This is a genomic window from Myxococcales bacterium (assembly GCA_016712525.1).
Lineage (GTDB): Bacteria > Myxococcota_A > Polyangia > Polyangiales > Polyangiaceae > JAAFHV01.
Map to the genome: position 1 here is coordinate 2,533,331 of JADJQX010000001.1, position 18,792 is coordinate 2,552,122.

At 70.1% G+C, this 18,792-nt stretch carries 21 protein-coding genes; 10 read left to right on the plus strand and 11 right to left on the minus strand.

What is annotated here, in order from left to right:
- Nucleotides 1-16 precede the first annotated feature (16 nt).
- From hypB to IPK71_10875, 10 genes are read right to left on the minus strand one after another with little or no spacing between them, the layout of a single operon-like run.
- Nucleotides 17-751, minus strand: coding sequence for a hydrogenase nickel incorporation protein HypB (gene hypB / locus IPK71_10830; GenBank protein MBK8214230.1), 735 nt, complete (start codon nt 749-751; stop codon nt 17-19).
- Nucleotides 751-1,092: a hydrogenase maturation nickel metallochaperone HypA gene (locus IPK71_10835; protein ID MBK8214231.1), complete on the minus strand. Its 342-nt coding sequence runs from the start codon at nt 1,090-1,092 to the stop codon at nt 751-753. The genes hypB and IPK71_10835 overlap by 1 nt, the downstream gene beginning before the upstream one ends.
- A 1-nt stretch (nt 1,093) precedes the next feature.
- Complete coding sequence (gene hypE / locus IPK71_10840) at nt 1,094-2,110, minus strand: hydrogenase expression/formation protein HypE (GenBank protein MBK8214232.1); 1,017 nt, start codon at nt 2,108-2,110, stop codon at nt 1,094-1,096.
- Nucleotides 2,107-3,216: a hydrogenase formation protein HypD gene (hypD, locus tag IPK71_10845; GenBank protein ID MBK8214233.1), complete on the minus strand. Its 1,110-nt coding sequence runs from the start codon at nt 3,214-3,216 to the stop codon at nt 2,107-2,109. Before hypD ends, hypE begins: the two co-directional genes overlap by 4 nt.
- Nucleotides 3,213-3,458, minus strand: coding sequence for a HypC/HybG/HupF family hydrogenase formation chaperone (locus IPK71_10850; protein ID MBK8214234.1), 246 nt, complete (start codon nt 3,456-3,458; stop codon nt 3,213-3,215). The genes hypD and IPK71_10850 overlap by 4 nt, the downstream gene beginning before the upstream one ends.
- A 2-nt stretch (nt 3,459-3,460) precedes the next feature.
- Entirely contained in the window at nt 3,461-6,253 is a 2,793-nt protein-coding gene (hypF, locus tag IPK71_10855) for a carbamoyltransferase HypF (protein ID MBK8214235.1), read from the minus strand.
- Between the two features lies 1 nt (nt 6,254).
- Complete coding sequence (locus IPK71_10860; protein ID MBK8214236.1) at nt 6,255-7,730, minus strand: Ni/Fe hydrogenase subunit alpha; 1,476 nt, start codon at nt 7,728-7,730, stop codon at nt 6,255-6,257.
- Between the two features lie 11 nt (nt 7,731-7,741).
- Nucleotides 7,742-8,284, minus strand: a complete 543-nt coding sequence (locus IPK71_10865; protein ID MBK8214237.1) for an NADP oxidoreductase — start codon at nt 8,282-8,284, stop codon at nt 7,742-7,744.
- A 2-nt stretch (nt 8,285-8,286) separates the two neighbouring features.
- Nucleotides 8,287-9,006 (minus strand): (2Fe-2S)-binding protein, encoded by a 720-nt coding sequence (locus tag IPK71_10870; GenBank protein ID MBK8214238.1) that lies wholly within the window; start codon nt 9,004-9,006, stop codon nt 8,287-8,289.
- Nucleotides 9,003-10,787 carry an NAD(P)H-dependent oxidoreductase subunit E gene (locus IPK71_10875; GenBank protein ID MBK8214239.1) on the minus strand — a complete coding sequence of 595 codons (1,785 nt, stop codon included), beginning with the start codon at nt 10,785-10,787 and terminating at the stop codon, nt 9,003-9,005. The genes IPK71_10870 and IPK71_10875 overlap by 4 nt, the downstream gene beginning before the upstream one ends.
- A gap of 171 nt (nt 10,788-10,958) precedes the next feature.
- On the opposite strand from IPK71_10875, the gene IPK71_10880 reads away from it, so the two are divergent.
- The 8 genes from IPK71_10880 to IPK71_10915 all read left to right on the plus strand — a co-directional run bounded on the left by IPK71_10880 (nt 10,959) and on the right by IPK71_10915 (nt 16,081).
- Nucleotides 10,959-11,546, plus strand: coding sequence for a hypothetical protein (locus tag IPK71_10880; GenBank protein MBK8214240.1), 588 nt, complete (start codon nt 10,959-10,961; stop codon nt 11,544-11,546).
- Nucleotides 11,546-12,268 carry an MBL fold metallo-hydrolase gene (locus IPK71_10885; GenBank protein MBK8214241.1) on the plus strand — a complete coding sequence of 241 codons (723 nt, stop codon included), beginning with the start codon at nt 11,546-11,548 and terminating at the stop codon, nt 12,266-12,268. The genes IPK71_10880 and IPK71_10885 overlap by 1 nt, the downstream gene beginning before the upstream one ends.
- A gap of 52 nt (nt 12,269-12,320) precedes the next feature.
- A complete protein-coding gene (locus IPK71_10890; protein MBK8214242.1) occupies nt 12,321-12,899 on the plus strand; it encodes a GTP cyclohydrolase I in 579 nt (192 codons plus the stop codon).
- 14 nt (nt 12,900-12,913) lie between these two features.
- The gene (locus IPK71_10895; GenBank protein ID MBK8214243.1) at nt 12,914-13,594 is read left to right on the plus strand and encodes an SDR family oxidoreductase; all 681 of its coding nucleotides are present in this window, start codon (nt 12,914-12,916) and stop codon (nt 13,592-13,594) included.
- Between the two features lie 68 nt (nt 13,595-13,662).
- Entirely contained in the window at nt 13,663-14,295 is a 633-nt protein-coding gene (locus tag IPK71_10900) for a hypothetical protein (GenBank protein ID MBK8214244.1), read from the plus strand.
- 30 nt (nt 14,296-14,325) lie between these two features.
- The gene (locus tag IPK71_10905; GenBank protein MBK8214245.1) at nt 14,326-14,985 is read left to right on the plus strand and encodes an LON peptidase substrate-binding domain-containing protein; all 660 of its coding nucleotides are present in this window, start codon (nt 14,326-14,328) and stop codon (nt 14,983-14,985) included.
- A 4-nt stretch (nt 14,986-14,989) separates the two neighbouring features.
- The gene (locus tag IPK71_10910) at nt 14,990-15,331 is read left to right on the plus strand and encodes a Rieske (2Fe-2S) protein (GenBank protein MBK8214246.1); all 342 of its coding nucleotides are present in this window, start codon (nt 14,990-14,992) and stop codon (nt 15,329-15,331) included.
- A 33-nt stretch (nt 15,332-15,364) separates the two neighbouring features.
- A complete protein-coding gene (locus tag IPK71_10915; GenBank protein MBK8214247.1) occupies nt 15,365-16,081 on the plus strand; it encodes a DUF2071 domain-containing protein in 717 nt (238 codons plus the stop codon).
- A 25-nt stretch (nt 16,082-16,106) separates the two neighbouring features.
- On the opposite strand, the gene IPK71_10920 is transcribed toward IPK71_10915, so the two are convergent.
- A complete protein-coding gene (locus tag IPK71_10920; GenBank protein ID MBK8214248.1) occupies nt 16,107-17,024 on the minus strand; it encodes an acyl-CoA dehydrogenase family protein in 918 nt (305 codons plus the stop codon).
- 176 nt (nt 17,025-17,200) lie between these two features.
- Here IPK71_10920 and IPK71_10925 point away from each other — a divergent pair, with 176 nt between their 5' ends.
- Both IPK71_10925 and IPK71_10930 read left to right on the plus strand, forming a co-directional pair.
- On the plus strand, nt 17,201-17,926 hold the full coding sequence (locus IPK71_10925; protein MBK8214249.1) for an outer membrane beta-barrel domain-containing protein: 726 nt from the start codon (nt 17,201-17,203) through the stop codon (nt 17,924-17,926).
- 114 nt (nt 17,927-18,040) lie between these two features.
- Nucleotides 18,041-18,727 carry a hypothetical protein gene (locus tag IPK71_10930; protein MBK8214250.1) on the plus strand — a complete coding sequence of 229 codons (687 nt, stop codon included), beginning with the start codon at nt 18,041-18,043 and terminating at the stop codon, nt 18,725-18,727.
- Nucleotides 18,728-18,792 lie beyond the last annotated feature (65 nt).

Consider the following 18,792-nt stretch of genomic DNA (forward strand, 5'->3'; position numbering starts at 1 on the left):
CCCTGCGGGCTGCTGCTCAAGGGTGCTCGTGTCTCGCCGCCGCGGACCTCGGTGCGAGCGCGGCCCTTTGGGCTTCGAGCCACGCGAGGAGCTCGCCCACCCCCTCCCCCGACACGGCCGAGCACGGGATCACCTCGGCCGACGGGGCGACGCGCGCGATGTTCTCGCGCAGCGTGGTGAGCGACGTGCCCGGCAGATAGGGCACGAGGTCGACCTTGGACACGACGACGAGATCGGCCACCCGGAACATGACCGGGTATTTGAGCGGCTTGTCGACGCCCTCGGTGACCGAGAGCACGACGACGTTCTTGGCTTGGCCGAGGTCATAGATCGCCGGGCAAACGAGGTTTCCCACGTTTTCGACGAAGAAGACGTCGCTCTCGTGCACGGCGCGCGCGATCCGCTCGTCGTGGAGCGCGTGGTGCACCATGGCCGCGTCGAGGTGGCAGGCGGAGCCCGTGGTGATCGAGGCCGACGGCACTCCGGCGCTCGCGAGGCGCTCGGCGTCGAGCGACGTGGCCAAGTCTCCGCTCACGGCCGCGAGCTTGAGGTCCCGCCCCGAGCGCGCCACCGCCTCGATCAACGCGGTCTTGCCCGAGCCAGGAGACCCCATGACGTTGAGGGCGAGCACGCCGTCCTCGGCGAAGTGGGCGCGGAGGTGCGCGGCGTCGCGGTCGTTCTTGGCGAGCAGCGACGTGTGCACGTCGATCGTGACCTTGTGGGGATCTCCGCAACCGCATACATCGCACATCAGCGCACCTCCAGCTCCACGCGAGTCAGAACGATGCCCGCACCGGTCGCGAGCTTCAAAGGCCCTTCGCAGCGCTCGCAGGCCGATGGCTCGGTCGATGGCGCCGCCGCGCCGCACAGCGAGCACACCCACGAGGCGGGCTCGTTCTCGACCGTGAGGCGAGCGTGCGGGTACCCTCGCTCTGGTGCCACGCCGACGAACGCCGTCTCGAAGAGGAAAACCTCGACGCCCGCGAGCTCGCCGATACGCACCGTGACCGCGCGCGCGGCGTCGCGCGGGTGTGCGCCGATCGCGTCGTCGATCGCGTCGAAGAGGGACTCGACGAGCGAGACCTCGTGCATGTCAGCAGATCCTCGGGACGGGCTCGGCGTCCCGCTCGACGAGCCGACGGTGACCGAACCCCGTGTCGAGCAACACCTCGCCCGGCGTGCCCCGCACCACGCGGCCGATGACCGCCGCGCGCCTTCCGTACGGGTGCGTATGGAGGGCCTCGAGCGCGCGCCCCTCGGCGTGAGGCGCGACGATCACGAGCGCTTTGCCTTCGTTCGCCATGGCGAGCACGTCGATCCCGAGCAGCTCGGCGGCCGCCCGCGAGGCCTCGCTCACGGGGATGCGTGCCTCGTCGAGCTCGATCGACACTCCTGCTTTGGTGGCCATCTCGACGAGCGTCGAGGTCACTCCGCCGCGTGTAGGGTCCTTCATGGCGTGCAAATCGTCGCCCAGAGCAGCGACGAGCGCGCGCACCATGCCGTTCAGCGGCGCCACGTCCGACACGAGCTCTCCCTCGAGGCCGAGCCCGTGCCGCGCACCCAAGATGGCCAGACCGTGATCGCCTATCGTCCCGGTGACGATCACGAGGTCTCCCTCCTTCAGCCCGGAGTCCCGGATCACACGCGGGGCGCGACCGAGCCCGCTCGTCGTGATGACGACCCCGTCGAGCTCCCCTCTCCGCATGACCTTGGTATCGCCCGCGACGATGCGCGTCTCGGCCTCCCGGCAGGCCTCCGCCATGGAGGCGTGTATCCGCTCGAGGGACGCCAGGGGATACCCCTCTTCGACGATGACGGCGCTCGTGAGGGCGATGGCGTCCCACGCGCCCATCATGGCGAGGTCGTTCACGGTGCCCGACACGGCGAGGCGGCCGATGTCACCCCCGGGGAAGAAGGCGGGCGAGACGACGTGTGCGTCGGTCGTGACGACGAGGTGCTCGGCGCCGAACGGGATGACCGCGCCGTCGTCGGTCGCGAGCGCCTCGGGGTCGTCCACGCCGCGCAGGAAGACCGAGCTCACGAGGTCCCTCATGGCCTTTCCGCCGGCGCCGTGCGAGAGCCTCACCTTGGGCGGGGTGTCGTCCGTCATCGGGGCCCCTTCGCGAGCCCGCTCTCGTGCCATATGCGGCAGATGCCCTCGGTGCTCACCATGCAGGCCCCGACGGGGGACTCGGGGGTGCAATCGCGGCCGTAACGTGGGCAGTCGCCCGGAGTGGCTCTTCCCGTCATGATGGGCCCACAAAGGCAGGCTTCGGCCGCGGCGAGCCCTCGCTCCCCTTGGTCGATGGTGCCTGCGAAGACGGCCCTCGCGTCATGCGCTCGGAACCTCTCACGGAGCGAGAGCTCGCCGCCGGGGACGTTCGCGATGCCTCGCCACTCGCCCCCCGCGGGCTCGAAGACCTCCCACAGCGCCGTGAGGGCCCGGGTGTTCCCTTCGCGGCTCACGCACCGCGGGAACGCGTTCACGACGGCCGCGTCGCCGTGGGCGACGTGCTCGACGAGGAGCACGAGACCCGCCAAAATGTCGAGTGGCTCGAAGCCCGCGACCACGACGGGGACCCGGTATTTCTCGACGAACGGCTCGAAAATGCCATATCCCGTGATCGTCGCCGCGTGCCCGGCTGCGAGGTATCCCTCGATGGTGGAGCCCTCGGAGCCGGCGACCACGGACATGGCCGCAGGGACCCACTTGTGGGCCGACAAAACGAAGAGGTTCGGCGGTGGATTCGCGAGCAAGATCGCGGCCGTGGCGACTGCCGTGGTCTCGAACCCGGTGGCGAAGAAGACGACGGGCTCGTGGGTCTCGCGCGCGATCTCGACCGCCTGCGTCGCCGCGTAGACGATCTCGACCCGTGCCCCTTCGCCGCGTGCGTCGTCGAGCGACTGCCGCGAGCCGGGCACACGCAGCATGTCGCCGTACGTGAGCACGCGGACACCGCTCTTCGCGATGGCAATGGCGGAGTCGACGTCGGCCGTGTCGGTCACGCAGACCGGGCAGCCGGGGCCCATGCGGACGTCGAGCGCCTCGGGGAACGTCGCGCGCAGGCCGAATCGTGCGATCGCTTGCTCGTGGCTCCCGCACACGTGCATGACCGTCACGCGACGGCCGGCGGATTTCACGGCCGCGTCGAGCCTGGCGCGCAGGGCGAACCCGCGCTTCGGATCACGGAAGGCGAGGGCGCTCGGCGCCGTCACGGGGCACCGGGGAGAGAAGGGTCGGAGCCTTCGGCCATCTCCGCGAAGAAGGCCAGGGTCTCGTCGAGATCGTCGGGGTGGATGCGGCGGATCGCGAAGCCGACGTGCACGAGCACGTAGTCGCCCACGGCGACCTCCTCGTCGACGATGTCCAGGGCGACGCGCCGACGGACACCGAAGAAATCGACGAGCGCGGTCGTCCCTTCGATCTCGACGACTTTTCCGGGGGCTCCGAGGCACATGGTCAGCTCTCCCCATACGCGGGATTCGTAACGAGCGCGAGGACCGCGGCGTGGGCCTGGCCGAGGGCGATCCCTCCGTCGTTCGTGGGCACCGAGACGGCGGACGAGACGAGGCCTTCGCCGAGACGATGGCGAATCCCGTCCTCCAAGAGTCGATTCATGAACGCTCCGCCGGAGAGCACCACGCGTCGGATCCCGAAGGTCGCGCGCGCGAGCTCGGCGATCGTGGACGCCGCGTAGGCGATCGTCGCGTGGAAGCGCGCTGAGACGGTGCTCGGGGAGGCTCCGTCGAGGAGGTCGGCCACGACGGCGCGCACCGTGGGGCGGGGATCGATCTCGTCGGCAGTCGCGGAGAGCTCGTTCTCGGTGAGCGTCGACGGGAGCGTGATGGGATAGGGGAGATGGGCTCCCGGGGCGGCGACGTCCTCGAGGCGCGCGGCCACGTGCCCGTCGAACGACGCGACGGAGAGCCCCGTCACGAGCGCACCCACGGCGTCGAAGAGCCGCCCGAGCCCGCGAGCCCGGGGCGTGGCGTCGAGCCCGAGGAGGATCGAGAGCCGCGCCAAGGTGTCGTCGGAGAGCCGATAAAACGCGGGGAATCGCCTCGAAAGTGCCTTCGCCTCGGCGTCGCCGAAGGCATCGACGAGGGCCGCGTAGGCGACCTTCGCGACGTCCCGAATCGCGCGCTCCCCACCGGGGAGGCCGAGTGGCCGGAACGTCGCGACCCGACGCTCGCGCAGGCCGTCGAGGGTGAGGATCTCGCCCCCCCACAGCGTCCCGTCCGGCCCGAAGCCCGTGCCGTCGAACGCGACGCCGACGACCGGCTCGTCGAGCCCGTGCTCGGCCATGACCGCGCGCACGTGCGCGACGTGGTGTTGAACCCCGACGTGAAGGCGCGCGCCTCGTCGAAGTGCCAATCGTGTGGTGGTGTAGTCCGGGTGGAGGTCGTGTGCGACGACCGCGGGGCGGACCCCGAGGAGGTCCTCGAACCCCGCCAAATCGTGCTCGAACGCGCGCTCCCCTTCGACGTAGCTCGTGTCGCCGAGGTGCGGGGTGCAATAGGCTCGATCGCCGACGACCACGCAGGCGCACGCCCGGTCGTGGGCGCCATAGGCCACGATGGGCTCCGGCGCGGCGACACGAAGCCGGATGGCGTGAGGGGCATATCCCCTCGAGCGGCGGACGACGCGGAGGCCACGGGGAGTGCTCGCCACGACCGAGTCTTCGACCCGGCGCGCGATGGGCCGGTCATGAACGAGCAGCGCGTCGACCTTGGGACCCAGCCTCCGAAGGGCCTCGTCGACGTCGACGATCGCCGGGCCCCCGGTGGGATTTCCCGAGGTCATGACGAGCGGCCTCCCGACCCCGCGGACGAGCAGGTGGTGGAGCGGCGTGCTCGGGAGCATGAGGCCGATCTTCTCGGAGGGGCCGAACACCTCGGGGACGATGGCGGAGGGCCGTCGCGGTACGAGCACGACGGGCCGAGCGGGAGACTCCAGGGCGCCGGCCGCGACCGCGTCGACCTCACCGAGCCGTGAGGCCCACGCGAGGGACTCGACGAGCACGGCAAAGGGCTTCTCTTCGCGGGCCTTCGCCGCGCGCACGGAGGCCACGGCGCGCGAGTCGGTCGCGTCGGCCACGAGGTGGAAGGCCCCAATCCCCATCACGGCGAGCGTGTGCCCCTCGCGGAGCATGCGAGTCGCCGTTTCGAGGGGGGAGCCGCTGACGGCAGCGCCGTCTCCATGGACGAGGGAGAGGCGAGGCCCGCACGCGGGGCACGCGATGGTCTGCGCGTGAAAGCGCCTATCCTCGGGCGACTCGTACTCGGCGCGACAAGCGACGCAAAGTGGGAAATCGCACATCGTCGTGCGCGCGCGGTCGAAGGGGAGCCCCCGCGCGACCGCGAGCCGAGGTCCGCACGCGGCGCAGGAGGTGAACGGGTAGCAGTACCGCCGGTCTCTCGGATCGTCCACCTCGGCGAGGCACGCGTCGCAGGTGGCCACGTCGGGTGGAATGGCCACGCGCGTCGCACCCTCGACGCCGCCCGTCGGCGCTTCGCACGTGCTCGGGGCGATACGGAATCCCGGGCTCGGCGAGATCGACGTGGTGGCCTCCACCACCAAGGACTCCACGCTGGCGCCCGCGGGCGGCGCTTCGGTGACGAGCCTCCCGAGCTCGGTGATCCCTGCCTCACTGCCCCACGCTTCGAGGACGACCCCGTCAAGTGTATTATGCACAGTTCCGGAGAGACCGAGACGGGTCGCCTGAGCGACGACCCAAGGGCGGAAGCCGACGCCCTGGACCGTCCCCCGAACGGTGAGGCGAGCGCCGCGATCTCCCGTCGCTCGAACCTCGGCGACGATCGCGCGCGCGGCCGGCTCGACGTGCGCCAGGGCTTCGTCCCCGATCGGGGCGCCGAGCTCGAAGGTGCGCCCGCGCACGGCGACGGCCCAGACCGGAGGGGCCGGACCGAAGGTGCGCTCGTAGACTCCGAGGAGCTCGGCCGGGGACATCGCGTGCGAGAAAGGCGAGGGGGCGTCGTTCGCCGCGACTCGCCCGATCGCGAACGGGCCCGCGGCGCTCACGCTCGCGTCGACGATGAAGACCTTGTCGCGCCCGGAGATGTCGAGGGTGTGCTCGATCTGGAGCTGGAAATCGACGAGCGTCTCGACCTGCCCTCCCGCGAGCTCCGCCCGGAGCAGCTCCTCGAGCCGCGCGACCACCGCCGGGCCGAGGGCATCGTCTCCCCGCGAGGGGTTCCCGATGCCGATGACGAGCACCGGAGCCCGAGTCACGTCAGGCCCCGCTCGCGTCTCGCCGCGCCCGCCCGACGACCACGCCGCTCGCGTCGACCACCTCGACCAAGAGTGGCATTTGGCCGAGCGCGTGGGTCGCGCAGGACAGGCACGGATCGAACGCCCGAATGGCCACTTCGATGTGGTTCAAGAGGGCGTTCGTGGGCTCGTGCCCGTCGAGGTGCACGCGGGCCACCTCGCGGATGGCCTCGTTCATGGCTTGGTTGTTGTGCGTGGTCGACACGACGAGGTTGCATTTCTTCACGAGGTCGTCGTCGCCGATCTCGTAGTGATGAATCAACGTCCCGCGAGGCGCCTCGAGGATGCCGATGCCCGTGCCTTGCCGCGGGCCGCTCGCGGTGAGCTCGTCGCCGAGGAGCTCGGGGTCGGCGAGCAGGCCCTCGATGACCTCGGCCGCGTGGAGCAGCTCGATGAGCCGCGCCCAGTGGAACGCGAGCGGCGCGTGCACCACGGAGGGGCCGAGCTTCGCCAAGAAGGCCTGCCGCGCTTCTTCCGCGAGCTTCGTGGGAATGACGTCGCAGTTCTGGATGCGTGCGAGAGGTCCTACCTTGTACCACCCGTCGTCCGGGCCGAGGTCCGCGAAGTAAGGGAACTTCATGTAGCTCCACGAGCGGACCGTCTCGCGGAGCTTCTCGCCGTAGCTCTCCTGGGGGACTCCGTCGAAGCGAACCGTGCCGTCGGCATTTCGTGCGCGCAAGACTCCGTCGTAGAGGTCGAGCTCTCCACGGCGGCCCACGAGAGAGAGCAGCGCGGAGGGTACGGTCCCGAAAGGGGCATAGAGGTCGCGGTTCCCTTCGAAGAGGGACGAGACCATCGCCACGCCTGCCCGCGCCCACGCGAGCACGTCAGGGAGGGGGCGCGCGAGCTCGTCGCGGTCGTGGGAGGTGAGGCCGCGGTTCATTCCCCCGGGGATGGACCCCGTGCCGTGGATGCGCTTTCCCGCGGTCTTCGCGATGATCTCTTGCCCGTACTTGCGGAGCAAAATGCCTTGTTTGGCCGCGTCCGGGTAGGCCCCGAGCACACTCACGACGTTGCGCTTCCGAGGGTCGGCGTCGAACCCGAAGAGCAAATCGGGGGAGGCCAGGTGGTAGAAGTGCAGGGCGTGCGACTGAAGAATCTGCCCGTAGTGCATGAGCCGGCGCAGGAGCTCGGCCGTACGCGGCACGGGGCGCGCCCCCACGACGGCGTCGAGCGCCTTCGACGCGGCCAGATGGTGGCTCACGGGGCATATCCCGCAGAGCCTCTGCACCATCACGGGGACTTCCCAATAGGGCCTCCCCTCGATGAAGCGCTCGAAGCCTCGAAACTCGACGATGTGGAGGCGCACCTGGTGCACCTTGTGATCGGCGTCGAGGAGGAGCGTGACCTTCCCGTGCCCCTCGACGCGTGTCAGAGGCTCGATGACCACCCGGCGAAGGGGCTCGGGATCGTTCGCGGTTTCGAGGGGAGAGGGCATGTTCGTTCGTTTCAGTCGTAGCGAATGAGGCCGTGGGCGAGGCGCGGGGCCCTGCCAGCGGCGATGTCTTCGAAGAATGCCCAGAACGCTTCGGCGGAGGGGGGGCAACCCGGGAGCGAATAGTCCACTTTCACGACGTCGTGGATGGGGTGGACCTTCTCGAGGAGGAGCGGCAGCTCGGGGTCCCTCGGGATGGTCCCGCCCTCGAGGCCTACGCCCGTCAGGTAGACCGACTCGAGGCAGTCGCGTACGTCGAGCGCGTTTCGCTGGGCGGGGAGGCCACCCGTGATGGCGCACGCACCCACGGCGACGAGCACCTTGCACTCTCTTCGGAAGAGCCGAAGCGTGCGCACGTTCTCGGCGTTGCAGAGGCCCCCTTCGACGAGGCCGACGTCGCACGCGACGGGGTGTTTGAGGTCCGTGAGCGGCGAGGCGTCGAATTCGACGAGCTCGAGCAAGGTCGCGAGGCGTTCGTCGATGTCGAGCAGCGACATATGGCAGCCGAAACACCCTGCGAGCGAGGTCGTGGCGACGCGCAGCTTGGGGGAGGGCATGGTTACTCGTCTCCGGCGGGCCGAGTGGCGACGACCCGGAGCGGCTCCGCGTCGAACGTGCGCTCACCGAGGGGAGTACGGAAGCCTCTCCCACGAGGGAGGAACACCCCGACCGGGCAGACGTGGGCGGCGGCGTCCTTGGCGGAGAACGACGTGTCCCCGAGCTTGCCCGACTCGGCGCTCACGACGAGGTGCTTCGTCGGCCCCCGCCCCGAGAGCGCAAATACGCCCTTTTTGTCGACGTTCGCGCTCGCTCGCACGCAGAGCTCGCACAAGATGCAGCGGTTGAGATCGAGGATCGTCTCGGGGTGCGAGGCGTCGAGGGGGCGCGTGGGTGAAAAGGGGGGATAGTGCGGTGTCGTGACGCCGAGCTCGTAGCCCACGGCCTGGAGGGTGCAGCTCCCGCTCGCCTCGCACGAGGGGCAGAAGTGATTCCCCTCCGTAAAGAGGAACTGGACGAGCTCGCGCCGCATGGCCACGAGGTCCTCCGCGGTCGACTCGACCTCGAGCCCCTCCGCGGCCGGCACGGTGCAGCTCGTCTGCCACTTGCCGGCGACGCGGACCGTGCACACGCGGCAGCTCCCGTGGGCCTCGTAGCCCGGTTTGTGGCACAAAAACGGGATGAAATGCCCCGCGGCAAGCGCCGCGTCGAGCACCGATTGCCCCTCCTCGTAGGGGACGTCGTGGCCGTCGAGCGTGAAGGTCCGGCGGTCGGTCGTCATGGTGTGCTCTCTTCGGCGAGGTGGGCGTCGTCGTCGTCGCGGCCGGTGACGTCACGCGCCTTTTCGAGCGAGGCGTCGAGGTCGAACGTGGGGAGGGCCTCTACGGGTCGGAGCCGGGCGTCGAACGCGGGGCGAAACTTCTCGATGCCCTGGAGCACCGGGTTTCCGGCCATCGCCCCGAGGCCGCAGTGGCTCGTCTTCGCCATGACCCTCGCCACGCGTTCGACGTCGACGAGGTCCCGTCGTGCGGCGTGGCCCGACGTGATGCGACCCATCGTGCGCGCGACGAGCGTCGTCCCCACGCGGCAGGGGGTGCAGAACCCGCAGCTCTCGTGCGCGAAGAAACGCGCGTGATTCTCGAGGATGGCGAGGATGTCTCGCCGGTCGTCGAACACCGTGAACGCCCCCGCGGAGGGGACGTCCTCGAAGGAGATCGTGCGGTCGAGCTCGCGGGCGGAGAGCAGCGTCCCGGCGGGCCCGCTCACCTGCACGGCCTGAACACGGGAGGCCCCCGCGTCCTCGAGGACCTTCCGCACCGTCACTCCGAACGGATACTCGTACACGCCGGGCCGTTCGACGTCGCCCGCGACCGAGAGGATCTTCGTGCCCGCGGAGGTGCGTGTACCGAGGTCGCGGAGCACCGACGCTCCGTCCCGCGCGACGAGCGCGGCCGCCATGAAGGTCTCGACGTTGTTCACGATCGTGGGGCACTGGTCGTAGCCGTGAGTCACCGGGAAGGGCGGGCGGTTCCTCGGGATTCCGCGCTTGCCCTCGAGCGACTCGAGCAGCGCGGACTCTTCCCCACATACGTACGCGCCCGCGCCGCGGCGGAGCTCGATGTCGAACGAAAATCCGTGTATACCGCATGCATTCGCGCCGAGCATGCCCGCGGCCCTCCGCGCGGCGAGCGCCTCCTCGATGGGCGCGAAGAGGAAGCGGTACTCGGCCCGCACGTAGAGAAACCCATGGCTGGCGCCGACCGCGTAGGCCGCGACGGTCATGCCCTCGAGCACGAGGTCGAGGTGGTGGGCGAGGAGCCCTCGGTCCTTGAAGGTGCCGGGCTCGCCCTCGTCGGCGTTGCACACGACGTAGCGCGGCTCGCGTGGCGCCTTCGCGCAGGCCGCCCACTTCGCGCCGGTGGGGAACCCGGCGCCTCCTCGCCCACGGAGGCCGCTTCGAGAGATCTCGGCGAGCGTGTCGTCTCGGCCTCGTCGCGCGGCCGCCGCGACGGCCTCTCCCGGGGTGAGCTTCGCCGAGAGCAGGAGGTCCCTTCGATGGACGTTGGAGCGCACGGCGAAGAGCTCGCGCGGCCAGGTCGCGAGCGCGGCCCCCGCCCGAACGAGGGCCATCACGTCCCCGAGGCGTGCGCCGTCGAGGCTGCCGATGGCGTGCCCGTTGACGAGCATCGCAGGACCTTGATCGCACAGCCCCGTGCAGCTCGTCGTGCCCACCGAGATCCGCCCGTCGCGCGAGATCTCGTCGTCTCGGAGGCCGAACGACGCGCGCATACGCTCGAGGAGCGCCAGGCTCCCCGCCATACGATCGGTCGTCCCGTCGCTGAAGAGCACGCGGTACGCGCCGCGCGGCTCGTCGGAGAAAAACGTGTAGAATCCCACCACTCCTTCGACCTGCCCGCGGGGGACACCCAGCATCGAGGCGAGCTCCGTGATGGCGCCCTTCGAGACGTAGCCTTGGGCCTCGGTGACGTCGTGGAGGATCTCGACGAGCCACTTCGGGTCGTGCCCGTGTCGTTGGACGATCGTCGCGAGGTCTTCGGTCATGAGCGCGGCTTCGAGGATACGTGCCGGCGGTCGTAGGCTCAACGCTCGAAACCGGAACGTGGCTCGTGCAGACGATGCGCGCATGCCGAACGTTTTGCGTTCGCGCGGAGGTCCTCGGTCGAGAGCCGTGGACGAGCTCGTCGCGGCGCGCCGCGTGCTATCCGATCGAGCATGAACGTCGGCGCGAGGGTGGTCGTGGGGATGGTGCTCGGCTCGGCGGTCGGATGTGGCCCCGTCTACGAGGCCCCACCGCCGCTCCCCCCGCCGCCCGTGCCAGCCGTCTACCGGACGCCCGCCGAAGAGTGGTCGACGTGGGAGGCGTCGACGGGGCAAACGGAGCCCCCCGAGCCGTCGTCGAGCGCGCCTCCCCCACCGCCCGCGTCTCCACGAGCTCCCGGCGAGGGGCCTCTGCCTCCGCTGCCGAAACAAGGGCCGAAGTACGCCGAGGCGCCGCCTCCCGAGCCGACGTGGGTGCGCCCGAGCCAAGGTGGCCAGTGGGTCTACACCCGCGACTACGGCTGGCTCTGGGTGCCCGCGGGCGCAGGCTCCACCGACTACGATGGTGTACCCTACACCTATCTCTACACCCCGCGCTTCGGGTGGACCTGGTACGTCTCCCCTTGGGGGCCGGGGTACTACTCGTACGGAGGCTGGGTCGTGCGGCCTTACCGTCCGGTAGGCTGGGTCTCGCGGCCGTGGGTCGCGCACCCGCACGTGGTCGTGCGCCTCGGTGGGCACGCGCCTCGTGGGCGGCGCTGATGCGCACCGCGATCGCGCCGTTTCGTCGGTTCTCGTCGTTGACCGTGTCGAACGTGTACCTCGTCGACGGAGGGCCGGGCTCTCGCTGGCTCGTCGACTGCGGGCACCCGCTCGAGCGGTGGCTGCTCTTGGCCGAGCTCCGAGCGTCGGGGCTGCGGCCGAGCGAGCTTTCGGGGGTGCTCCTCACGCATCACCACTCGGACCACGCCGGCAACGCCCGTTACCTGCGGGAGCGGTTCGGCCTCAAGGTCTACGCCCACCGAGAAGACGCACGGACCCTCGAGGGAAAGGGTCCTCCTCCGCTCGTCGATCCACCCGGGAGCAGCCTCCTCGAGCGCGCTTTTTTGGCGGTCGAGGCGCGTTTTCCCGCGCGCACGCGCGTCGACGGGTGGCTCGACGAGGGCGAGTCGGTCGCCGGGCTCGAGGTGCACGCCGTACCCGGTCACACGGAGGGCTCGGTGCTCTACCGTCACGAAGCGACGCGCACCCTCCTCACGGGCGACACCGTGCTCACGGCGCTCCCGCCGCTCACCCTCCGCGCCGGGCTCACCCTCGCGCACCCGGCGTACGCGGTCGACCTCGCCCGCTCGTACGCTTCGCTCAAGGCGTTCCACGACGCAGGCCACGCCTACGACAACCTGCTCGCCGGCCACGGGAGGCCGCTCATGGGGAGCGCGAGCGACAAGGTGCGCGAGCTGCTCGACGTGGCCCTCGGCGCGTGACCTGCGAGAAGGCATGAACGAGCCGCGAGAAACCGTGCGAACATGCCCCGTCATGGGAGTCGATCGCGACGCCGCTGCCGCACACCTCGAGGCCTTCCTCCGCGCCATCGGGCGCGACCCCGACGCCGACGAAGAGCTCGTCGACACGGGGCGCCGCGTGACGGATGCCTTCGTCGACGAGCTGTGCCGCGGGTATACGATCGACGCGCGGCTCCTCCTCCGCGAGGCAGTCATCACCGGTGACGCCGAGCTCGTGTGCGTCCGCGACGTCTTCGTCAGCACGACCTGCCCGCACCACCTCATGGCGGCCACCGGCAAGGCCACGATCGCCTTCGCTCCTGCGGGCCGCATCGTCGGCATCGGCACGGTCGTGTCCGTGGTCGAGGCCTACGCGCGGAGGCTCGTCCTCCAAGAGGGGCTCGGCGAGGAGATCGTCGAAGCCATCGACGCCGAGCTCCGCCCTCGTTGGGTCGGTTGCCGGCTCGTGCTGACCCACGGCTGCATGGTGTCTCGCGGCGAGCGCGCGCACGGATCCCGCGTCGAGACGCTCGCCCTCCGCGGTTTCGCCGAAGGGGACGTGTCGGGGCGCTTGATGGCGCACCAGGTGCTCGGTGTAGGGAGGAGTGAGTGAGCAAGAAACACGCGATCGCCCTCGTCACGGGCGCGGGCAGCGGCATCGGGAGGGCGACGGCGCTCGCGTTCGCCGCGCGAGGGCTCGACGTGGTCCTCGTCGGGCGCACCGAGGCCACCCTCTTCGAGACAGCGGGCGAGGTCATGGCCGCGGCTCCGGGCGTGCGCACGCTGGTCGTCCCGTGCGACGTCGCCAAGAGCGCCGAGGTCGCCGCCATGCACGATCGTGTGCTCGCGGATCTGGGGACCCCGGAGGTCGTCGTGAACAACGCGGGGTGCGTCGTGCGCGCGTCCATCGAGCACACCACGGACGCCGACTGGGCAGAGGTGCTCGGGGCGAACCTCGACGGCACCTTCTACGTGACCCGCGCGTTTTTGCCCGCGCTCCGAGCCCGCGAACGAGGACGCTTCGTGGCCGTCGCGAGCATCTCCTCGACCCTCGGCACACCCAAGCTCTCGGCCTACTGCGCTGCCAAGTGGGGTGTCGTGGGGTTCACCAAGTCGCTCGCCGAGGAGCTCCGTGGCTCTCCGCTCGCGGCGCTCGCCGTGCTCCCCGGCTCGGTCGACACGGCGATGCTGAAGGGCAGCGGCTTCGAGCCACGCATGAGCGCATCCGACGTCGCGTCCACGATCGTGTATGCCGGCCTCGACGCGCCCGCGGCCATGAACGGGAGCGCCATCGAGGTCTTCGGCTGAACGGGAGCTCGTGTGTCGGCCTCGCGGCGTGCTTGTGGTCGCTGCGCCGTGCGCTACCGTGCTCGCTCATGGGGAGCAAACTCGCAGGTCCGTTCGTGCTCGTGGTCTCGTGCATCGTCGCGTGCAGCAAGCCCGAAGGCGTCGTCGCCGAGACGCTCGTGCCTCCTCCTCCGCGCGGCCCGTCGAAGCTCGAGGTCCAAGAGCCTCCGCCGCACGCGCCCCAAGCTCCCGTGCGCGACGACGCGCCGTTGCCACCTCCCGCGCCGATCCCTATCGCGCCGAACGCGTCGGCGGCCCCGGCCCTCGGGAGCGCGTGTGGGGCCGAGGCCGCTCTCTGCGGAGCACGGGGGCGCGTCTCCGTGCGGGCGTACCGTACCCACGGCTTCAACCCTTCGGCCGACCTCCCGTGCAAGCCGGTGTCCACGTCCGACGGCAAGATTGGAGCTTCTCCGGAGATGCCGAGCGCGTGCGCCACGGACGACAAGGTCGTGGTCGATACGTCGTGCATCGTCTGCCGCATGCCGCAGGGCACCGTGGTCGAGGCCGTGATCTCCGAGCTTACGCCGCAACAGGTGTCGAGCTTGGTCAAGGTCGCGGGCCTCGCGCCCGGGGCTGCCCCTCGCGCCGCGGCCGACTGGAAAGCCGCGATCGCCGAGGCGCACAAACGCTCACCTTTCGTCCCGCAACCCGGAGCGCCCTGACCGGCGACTTCGGTGTAGTCTCTTCGATCGGTGTCTTCGTCGCCTCCTCCCTTCGATGGCGCGCTCGACGCGCTCCCGCTGTTTCCGCTCCCGGACGTCGTGCTCTTCCCGGGGGTGCGGATACCGCTCCATGTGTTCGAGCCGCGGTACCGGGCCATGCTCGCCGACGTGCTCGAGACGCACAGGTCGCTCGCGATCGTGCGCCTCCTCCCCGGCGAGGACGAACGAGGCCTCCCGCGGATCGCCGGCGTGGCCGGCGGAGGGGTGATCCTCGAGCATCAAACGCTCCCCGACGGGCGCTCCAACATCCTCGTCGAGGGCATCGCGCGCCTCTCGCTCGACGAGCTCCCGTTCGAGCCTCCCTACCGTCGCGCGCGGGCGCGTGTGCTCGAAGACACGGCGGGCGAGGTCCCGGCGTCGGAGCACGCCGCCCTCGTGAGCGCAGCTACGTCCTTCGCGCGTGCGGTGCGGAGGCACGATCCATCGTTCTCGCTGCGCGTCCCCGACGACCCCGATTCGGCCACACTCGCCGACATGTGTGCGTTCCAGCTCCTCGTCGACGCGGACGTCCGTCAGCGGGTCCTCGAAGACCTCCGACCGGCCTCGCGCGTGCGCCGCGTCGTGGAGGAGCTCATGGTGCAGGCGGCGGCGCTCACGCGCCCGGATCCGGACGCGAGCCGCGCGAACTGACGCCGTGAAGCTCGTCGCCACACTTCCGAAAGCGAGCCTCGCGTCCGGCGCCCACGTGCGTGTCCCTTACCCTCCGTACGACGTGCTCGTCGCGCTCGTCGACGGCGTGCCCTTCGCGATCGAGGATGCCTGCAACCACGCCGGCGCGAGCCTCGCCCCCGGCCCCCGCACGAAAGACGGCAAGTGCGTCGTCTGCCCCGTGCACGGCTACGTGTTCGAGCTCACCACGGGCAAGCTCCGGAGCCCGCGTGGTCTCTGCGGAGATCAGCGGCCCTTCGTGATCGAGGACGACGGTGAAGGTACGCTCACCATTTGGGACCCTTTCGAGGTCGTCGTCGTTCCCTGATCCTCGCGCACGTCTTCTGCGTATCGTAGGGGCATGGACCGCATCGCGCCGACCCGAAGGCCCTCGGCCCGCCCCTCGGGCAGCCAGACCTGGGAGAAGCTCCTCTTCGTTCACTACACCTTCCCGGTGTCGCTCGTGCGCCCGCTCGTCCCGAAGGAGCTCGAGCTCGATCCGTGGGAGGACGGTCTCATGTGGGTGGGCATCGTGCCCTTCGAAATGAAGGACATTCGGCCCAATTTCGTCCCCTTCGGGATCGATTTCCTCGAGACGAACCTTCGCACGTACGTGTCCCGCAAGGGCGAGCCGGGCGTGTTCTTCTTCTCGCTCGAGGCAAGCTCGCTCTTGGCCGTCGAGGCCGCGCGCTTCGGGTGGGGGCTCCCGTACTTCCACGCCGACATGAGCCTGCACGAGCACGAGGGCGTCGTGCGCTACGAGACGGCGCGCCGAAACACGAACGTGCGCTCGTCCTTCGAGTACCGCGTGGGCAAGGAGCTCGGCGCGTCGAAGCCAGGAACACTCGAGCACTTCCTCCTCGAGCGTTACCTGCTCTTCACGGTGCGCGACGGCGTCGTGTCGAAGGGGCACGTGCACCACGTCCCGTACCCGGCGTTCGAGGCCGAGCTCCTCTCCGTCGACGATGGCCTCGTGCGCGCGGCCGGGCTCCCCGCTCCCGAGGGGCGTCCCGCGTCGGTGCACTATTCGCCCGGCGTCGAGGTCGAGGTGTTCGGCCCGTGGGAGGAGCGCGAGTAGCTCGCGACGCCGAGGCGCCCAAGGCTCAAGGTGTGGGGCTCGTGCGCCTCGCGATGGCCTCGAGCGCCGCGGTGAGCCTCAGCGCCCGCGCCCGCTCGGCCACGAGGAGCAAGGGCAGGTCGCGGCGTAGCCTTCCGCGTTCGTCCTCGGGCATGGTCTCGATCGCCGCGGTCATGGTGTCCGCCCCCAAGAGGCGCGAGAGCCCCGCGAACACACCGGCGAGCGCGACGTGCGTCTCCGGCGCTTTCGGGTCGCACGAGGCGAGCGCGCGCGCGGCGAGGAGCAGCGGCAGGAGGTCGACGAGCACGGCGCTCGGAAACGCGTGGCGCCGGGCCGTCGCGACGAGGAACGCGAGCACCGCCGCGCCCACGTGGATGTCCTCTATCGTTCGGAAAGGTTTGACATATTCGGCGTAGCCGTCGCCGGGAAAGAGCTCGTCTTCGCCGACGCGGACACCCGTGAAGGTGGCCGTCGCGTGCACGATCTCGGGAGCGAACGGGGTCGGGGGCCTTGGCGTGAGCGTGACGCCTTCGCGGCCCGTGGGCACACGCGCGACGCGGAGCAGGGTCTTCCCCTCGTGCTCTCCCACGGTCGCGACGACCAAGAGCTCCTCGACCTCGGTGGCCAAGGTGACCCAGGTCTTCGCCCCGTCGAGCACGTACCCCTCGCCGGACGGCGTGAGCCTCGTGCGAATGTTCTTCGGGTGCGCGCCGCCCTCTTCGCTCGCCGCGAGGCACCCGGGCCGCGCGCTCCCCCCGAGCCGCGCGATCGCCGCGAGATATCCCGCGCGAAACGCCTCGCCCACGTCTCGCGCGGCGTACCCTCCGAGGATCGCGCGCTCCACGGTCGACGCCGGATCGCCGAGACCGGCGCGCGGCGAAGGTCTCCCGAAGAGCGCTTGGAGCAGCTCGTCCGTGTCGGTCGTCGAAGGGGCAGGGGGCATCGTCTCGCCTCGTCTCGTGGGTGGAATACCCGTTGAAAAAGAGGGGATCGCCCTCGGCCGCGCGCAGGCCGCGACGCCGCGGATTTCCGCCCGTGAGCCCCAAGGTACCACCGCTCGTGGCGTGACGAGCGTTGACACGAGGTCGCCGAACAAGGTTCACTGACCGAGGTTTCGCCTTGCCTCGTCTCCACCCCCTCCTCCAGACGCGTCCTCTCGGGCGGCTCGGGCGCACCGAGCGCTTCGCGGCGGCGTCGGTCGTGGCGCTCGGGGCCATCCTGGCGAGCGAGTCCCGGGCCTCGGCCCAGTGTGTCGACGAGGAGCTCAAACAAGACCTCGTCGGTGGCCGGCACTACCGCGGCGTGCAGGATCGCCTCTTCCAGAAGGCCTTTCGCCACGAGTTCTCGGTCATGGGCGGCCTCTACGCGGCCGACCTGTACTCCTCGAGCTGGACGCTCGGCGGCGCCTACACCTTCCACTTCTCCGAAGATCTCGGCCTCGAGGCGAGCGTCGCGTTCAGCCGGTTCCGCACCGCGGTGACCGACACGTACGAGCGCCGCTACCCGCAGGTGCAGGTCGAAGAGAGCACCGATCGCCCGGGCCGGCTCTACTTCGGTCACCTCGTGTGGTCGTTCGCGTACGGCAAGCTCCGGTGGCTCGGCGGCGGCATCTCGCGCTTCGATTTCAACGCGGCCCTCGGCGCCGGCATCACCGACGACTCCACCGCGCAAGGTGTCACGGGCAGCTTCGGCCTCGGCACCAAGTGGTACTTCGGCAAGTGGTTCGCGCTCCGCATGGACGCCCGCGACCGCGTGCTCCGCGAGACGCTCATCGGCGAGGACCACCTCGTGAACGACCTCGTGCTCACCTTCGGGATGAGCATCTTCGCCCCGTTCGGCGGCTGATTCGCGCGAAAAACCGGCCGAGGTTGTCCCCCGGGGGCTTCGCGGCTATGGTCGGCGGGTTTCGGAGGCCTCGTCGGGGGGAGGCCATCCCCTCACCTCGGAGCTTGGACACTCGTGGACCGCTCGTCATGCGTCGTGCTCGTGCCGTACACCGGGCACATCGAGATCGAATGCGAGCGGAGCCTCGGGCGCCTCGAGGACGAGGGCTACATCGTGCGCCGCGTGCCTTCGGGCGCGGGCATCGATCTCCAGCGCAGCCAGATGGCGAGCGACGCCCTCGAGGACGGCTTCGAGGAGCTCTTCTGGATCGACTCCGACATCGCCTTCGACCCGGCCGACGTCGACAAGCTGCGCTCGTACGACAGGCCGCTAACGTGCGGAATTTACTCTAAAAAGGGCGCTCGTGAGCTCGCGTGTTTCGTGCACCCGGGCACCGAGGAGATCGTGTTCGGCAAGCCCGGTGGGCTCCTGCCCGTGAGGTACGCCGGCATGGGCTTCGTGCACTCGCGCCGCGAGGTGTACGAGGCCATCCGCGAGGTGTGCCAGCTCCCTCTCTGCAACCGCCGCTTCAAGCGCCCGGTCGTGCCCTACTTCTTGCCCACGCTCCTCGAAGAAGAAGACGGCGAGCCCTGGTACCTCACCGAGGACTACGCGTTCTTCGAGCGCGCGCGCCTCTCGGGGTTCGGGCTCTTCGCCGACACGTCGGTGCGGCTCTGGCACGTCGGGCGCTACAAATACGGCTGGGAAGACGCCGGCAGCACCATGCCCCGCTACGGCACCTACAAGTTTCAGGTGAAGTAGGTTCCCTACATCTCCGTACGCGTGATTTTCCGGGTGTTCGTCGCGGCACGCGACCGATAAGCTCG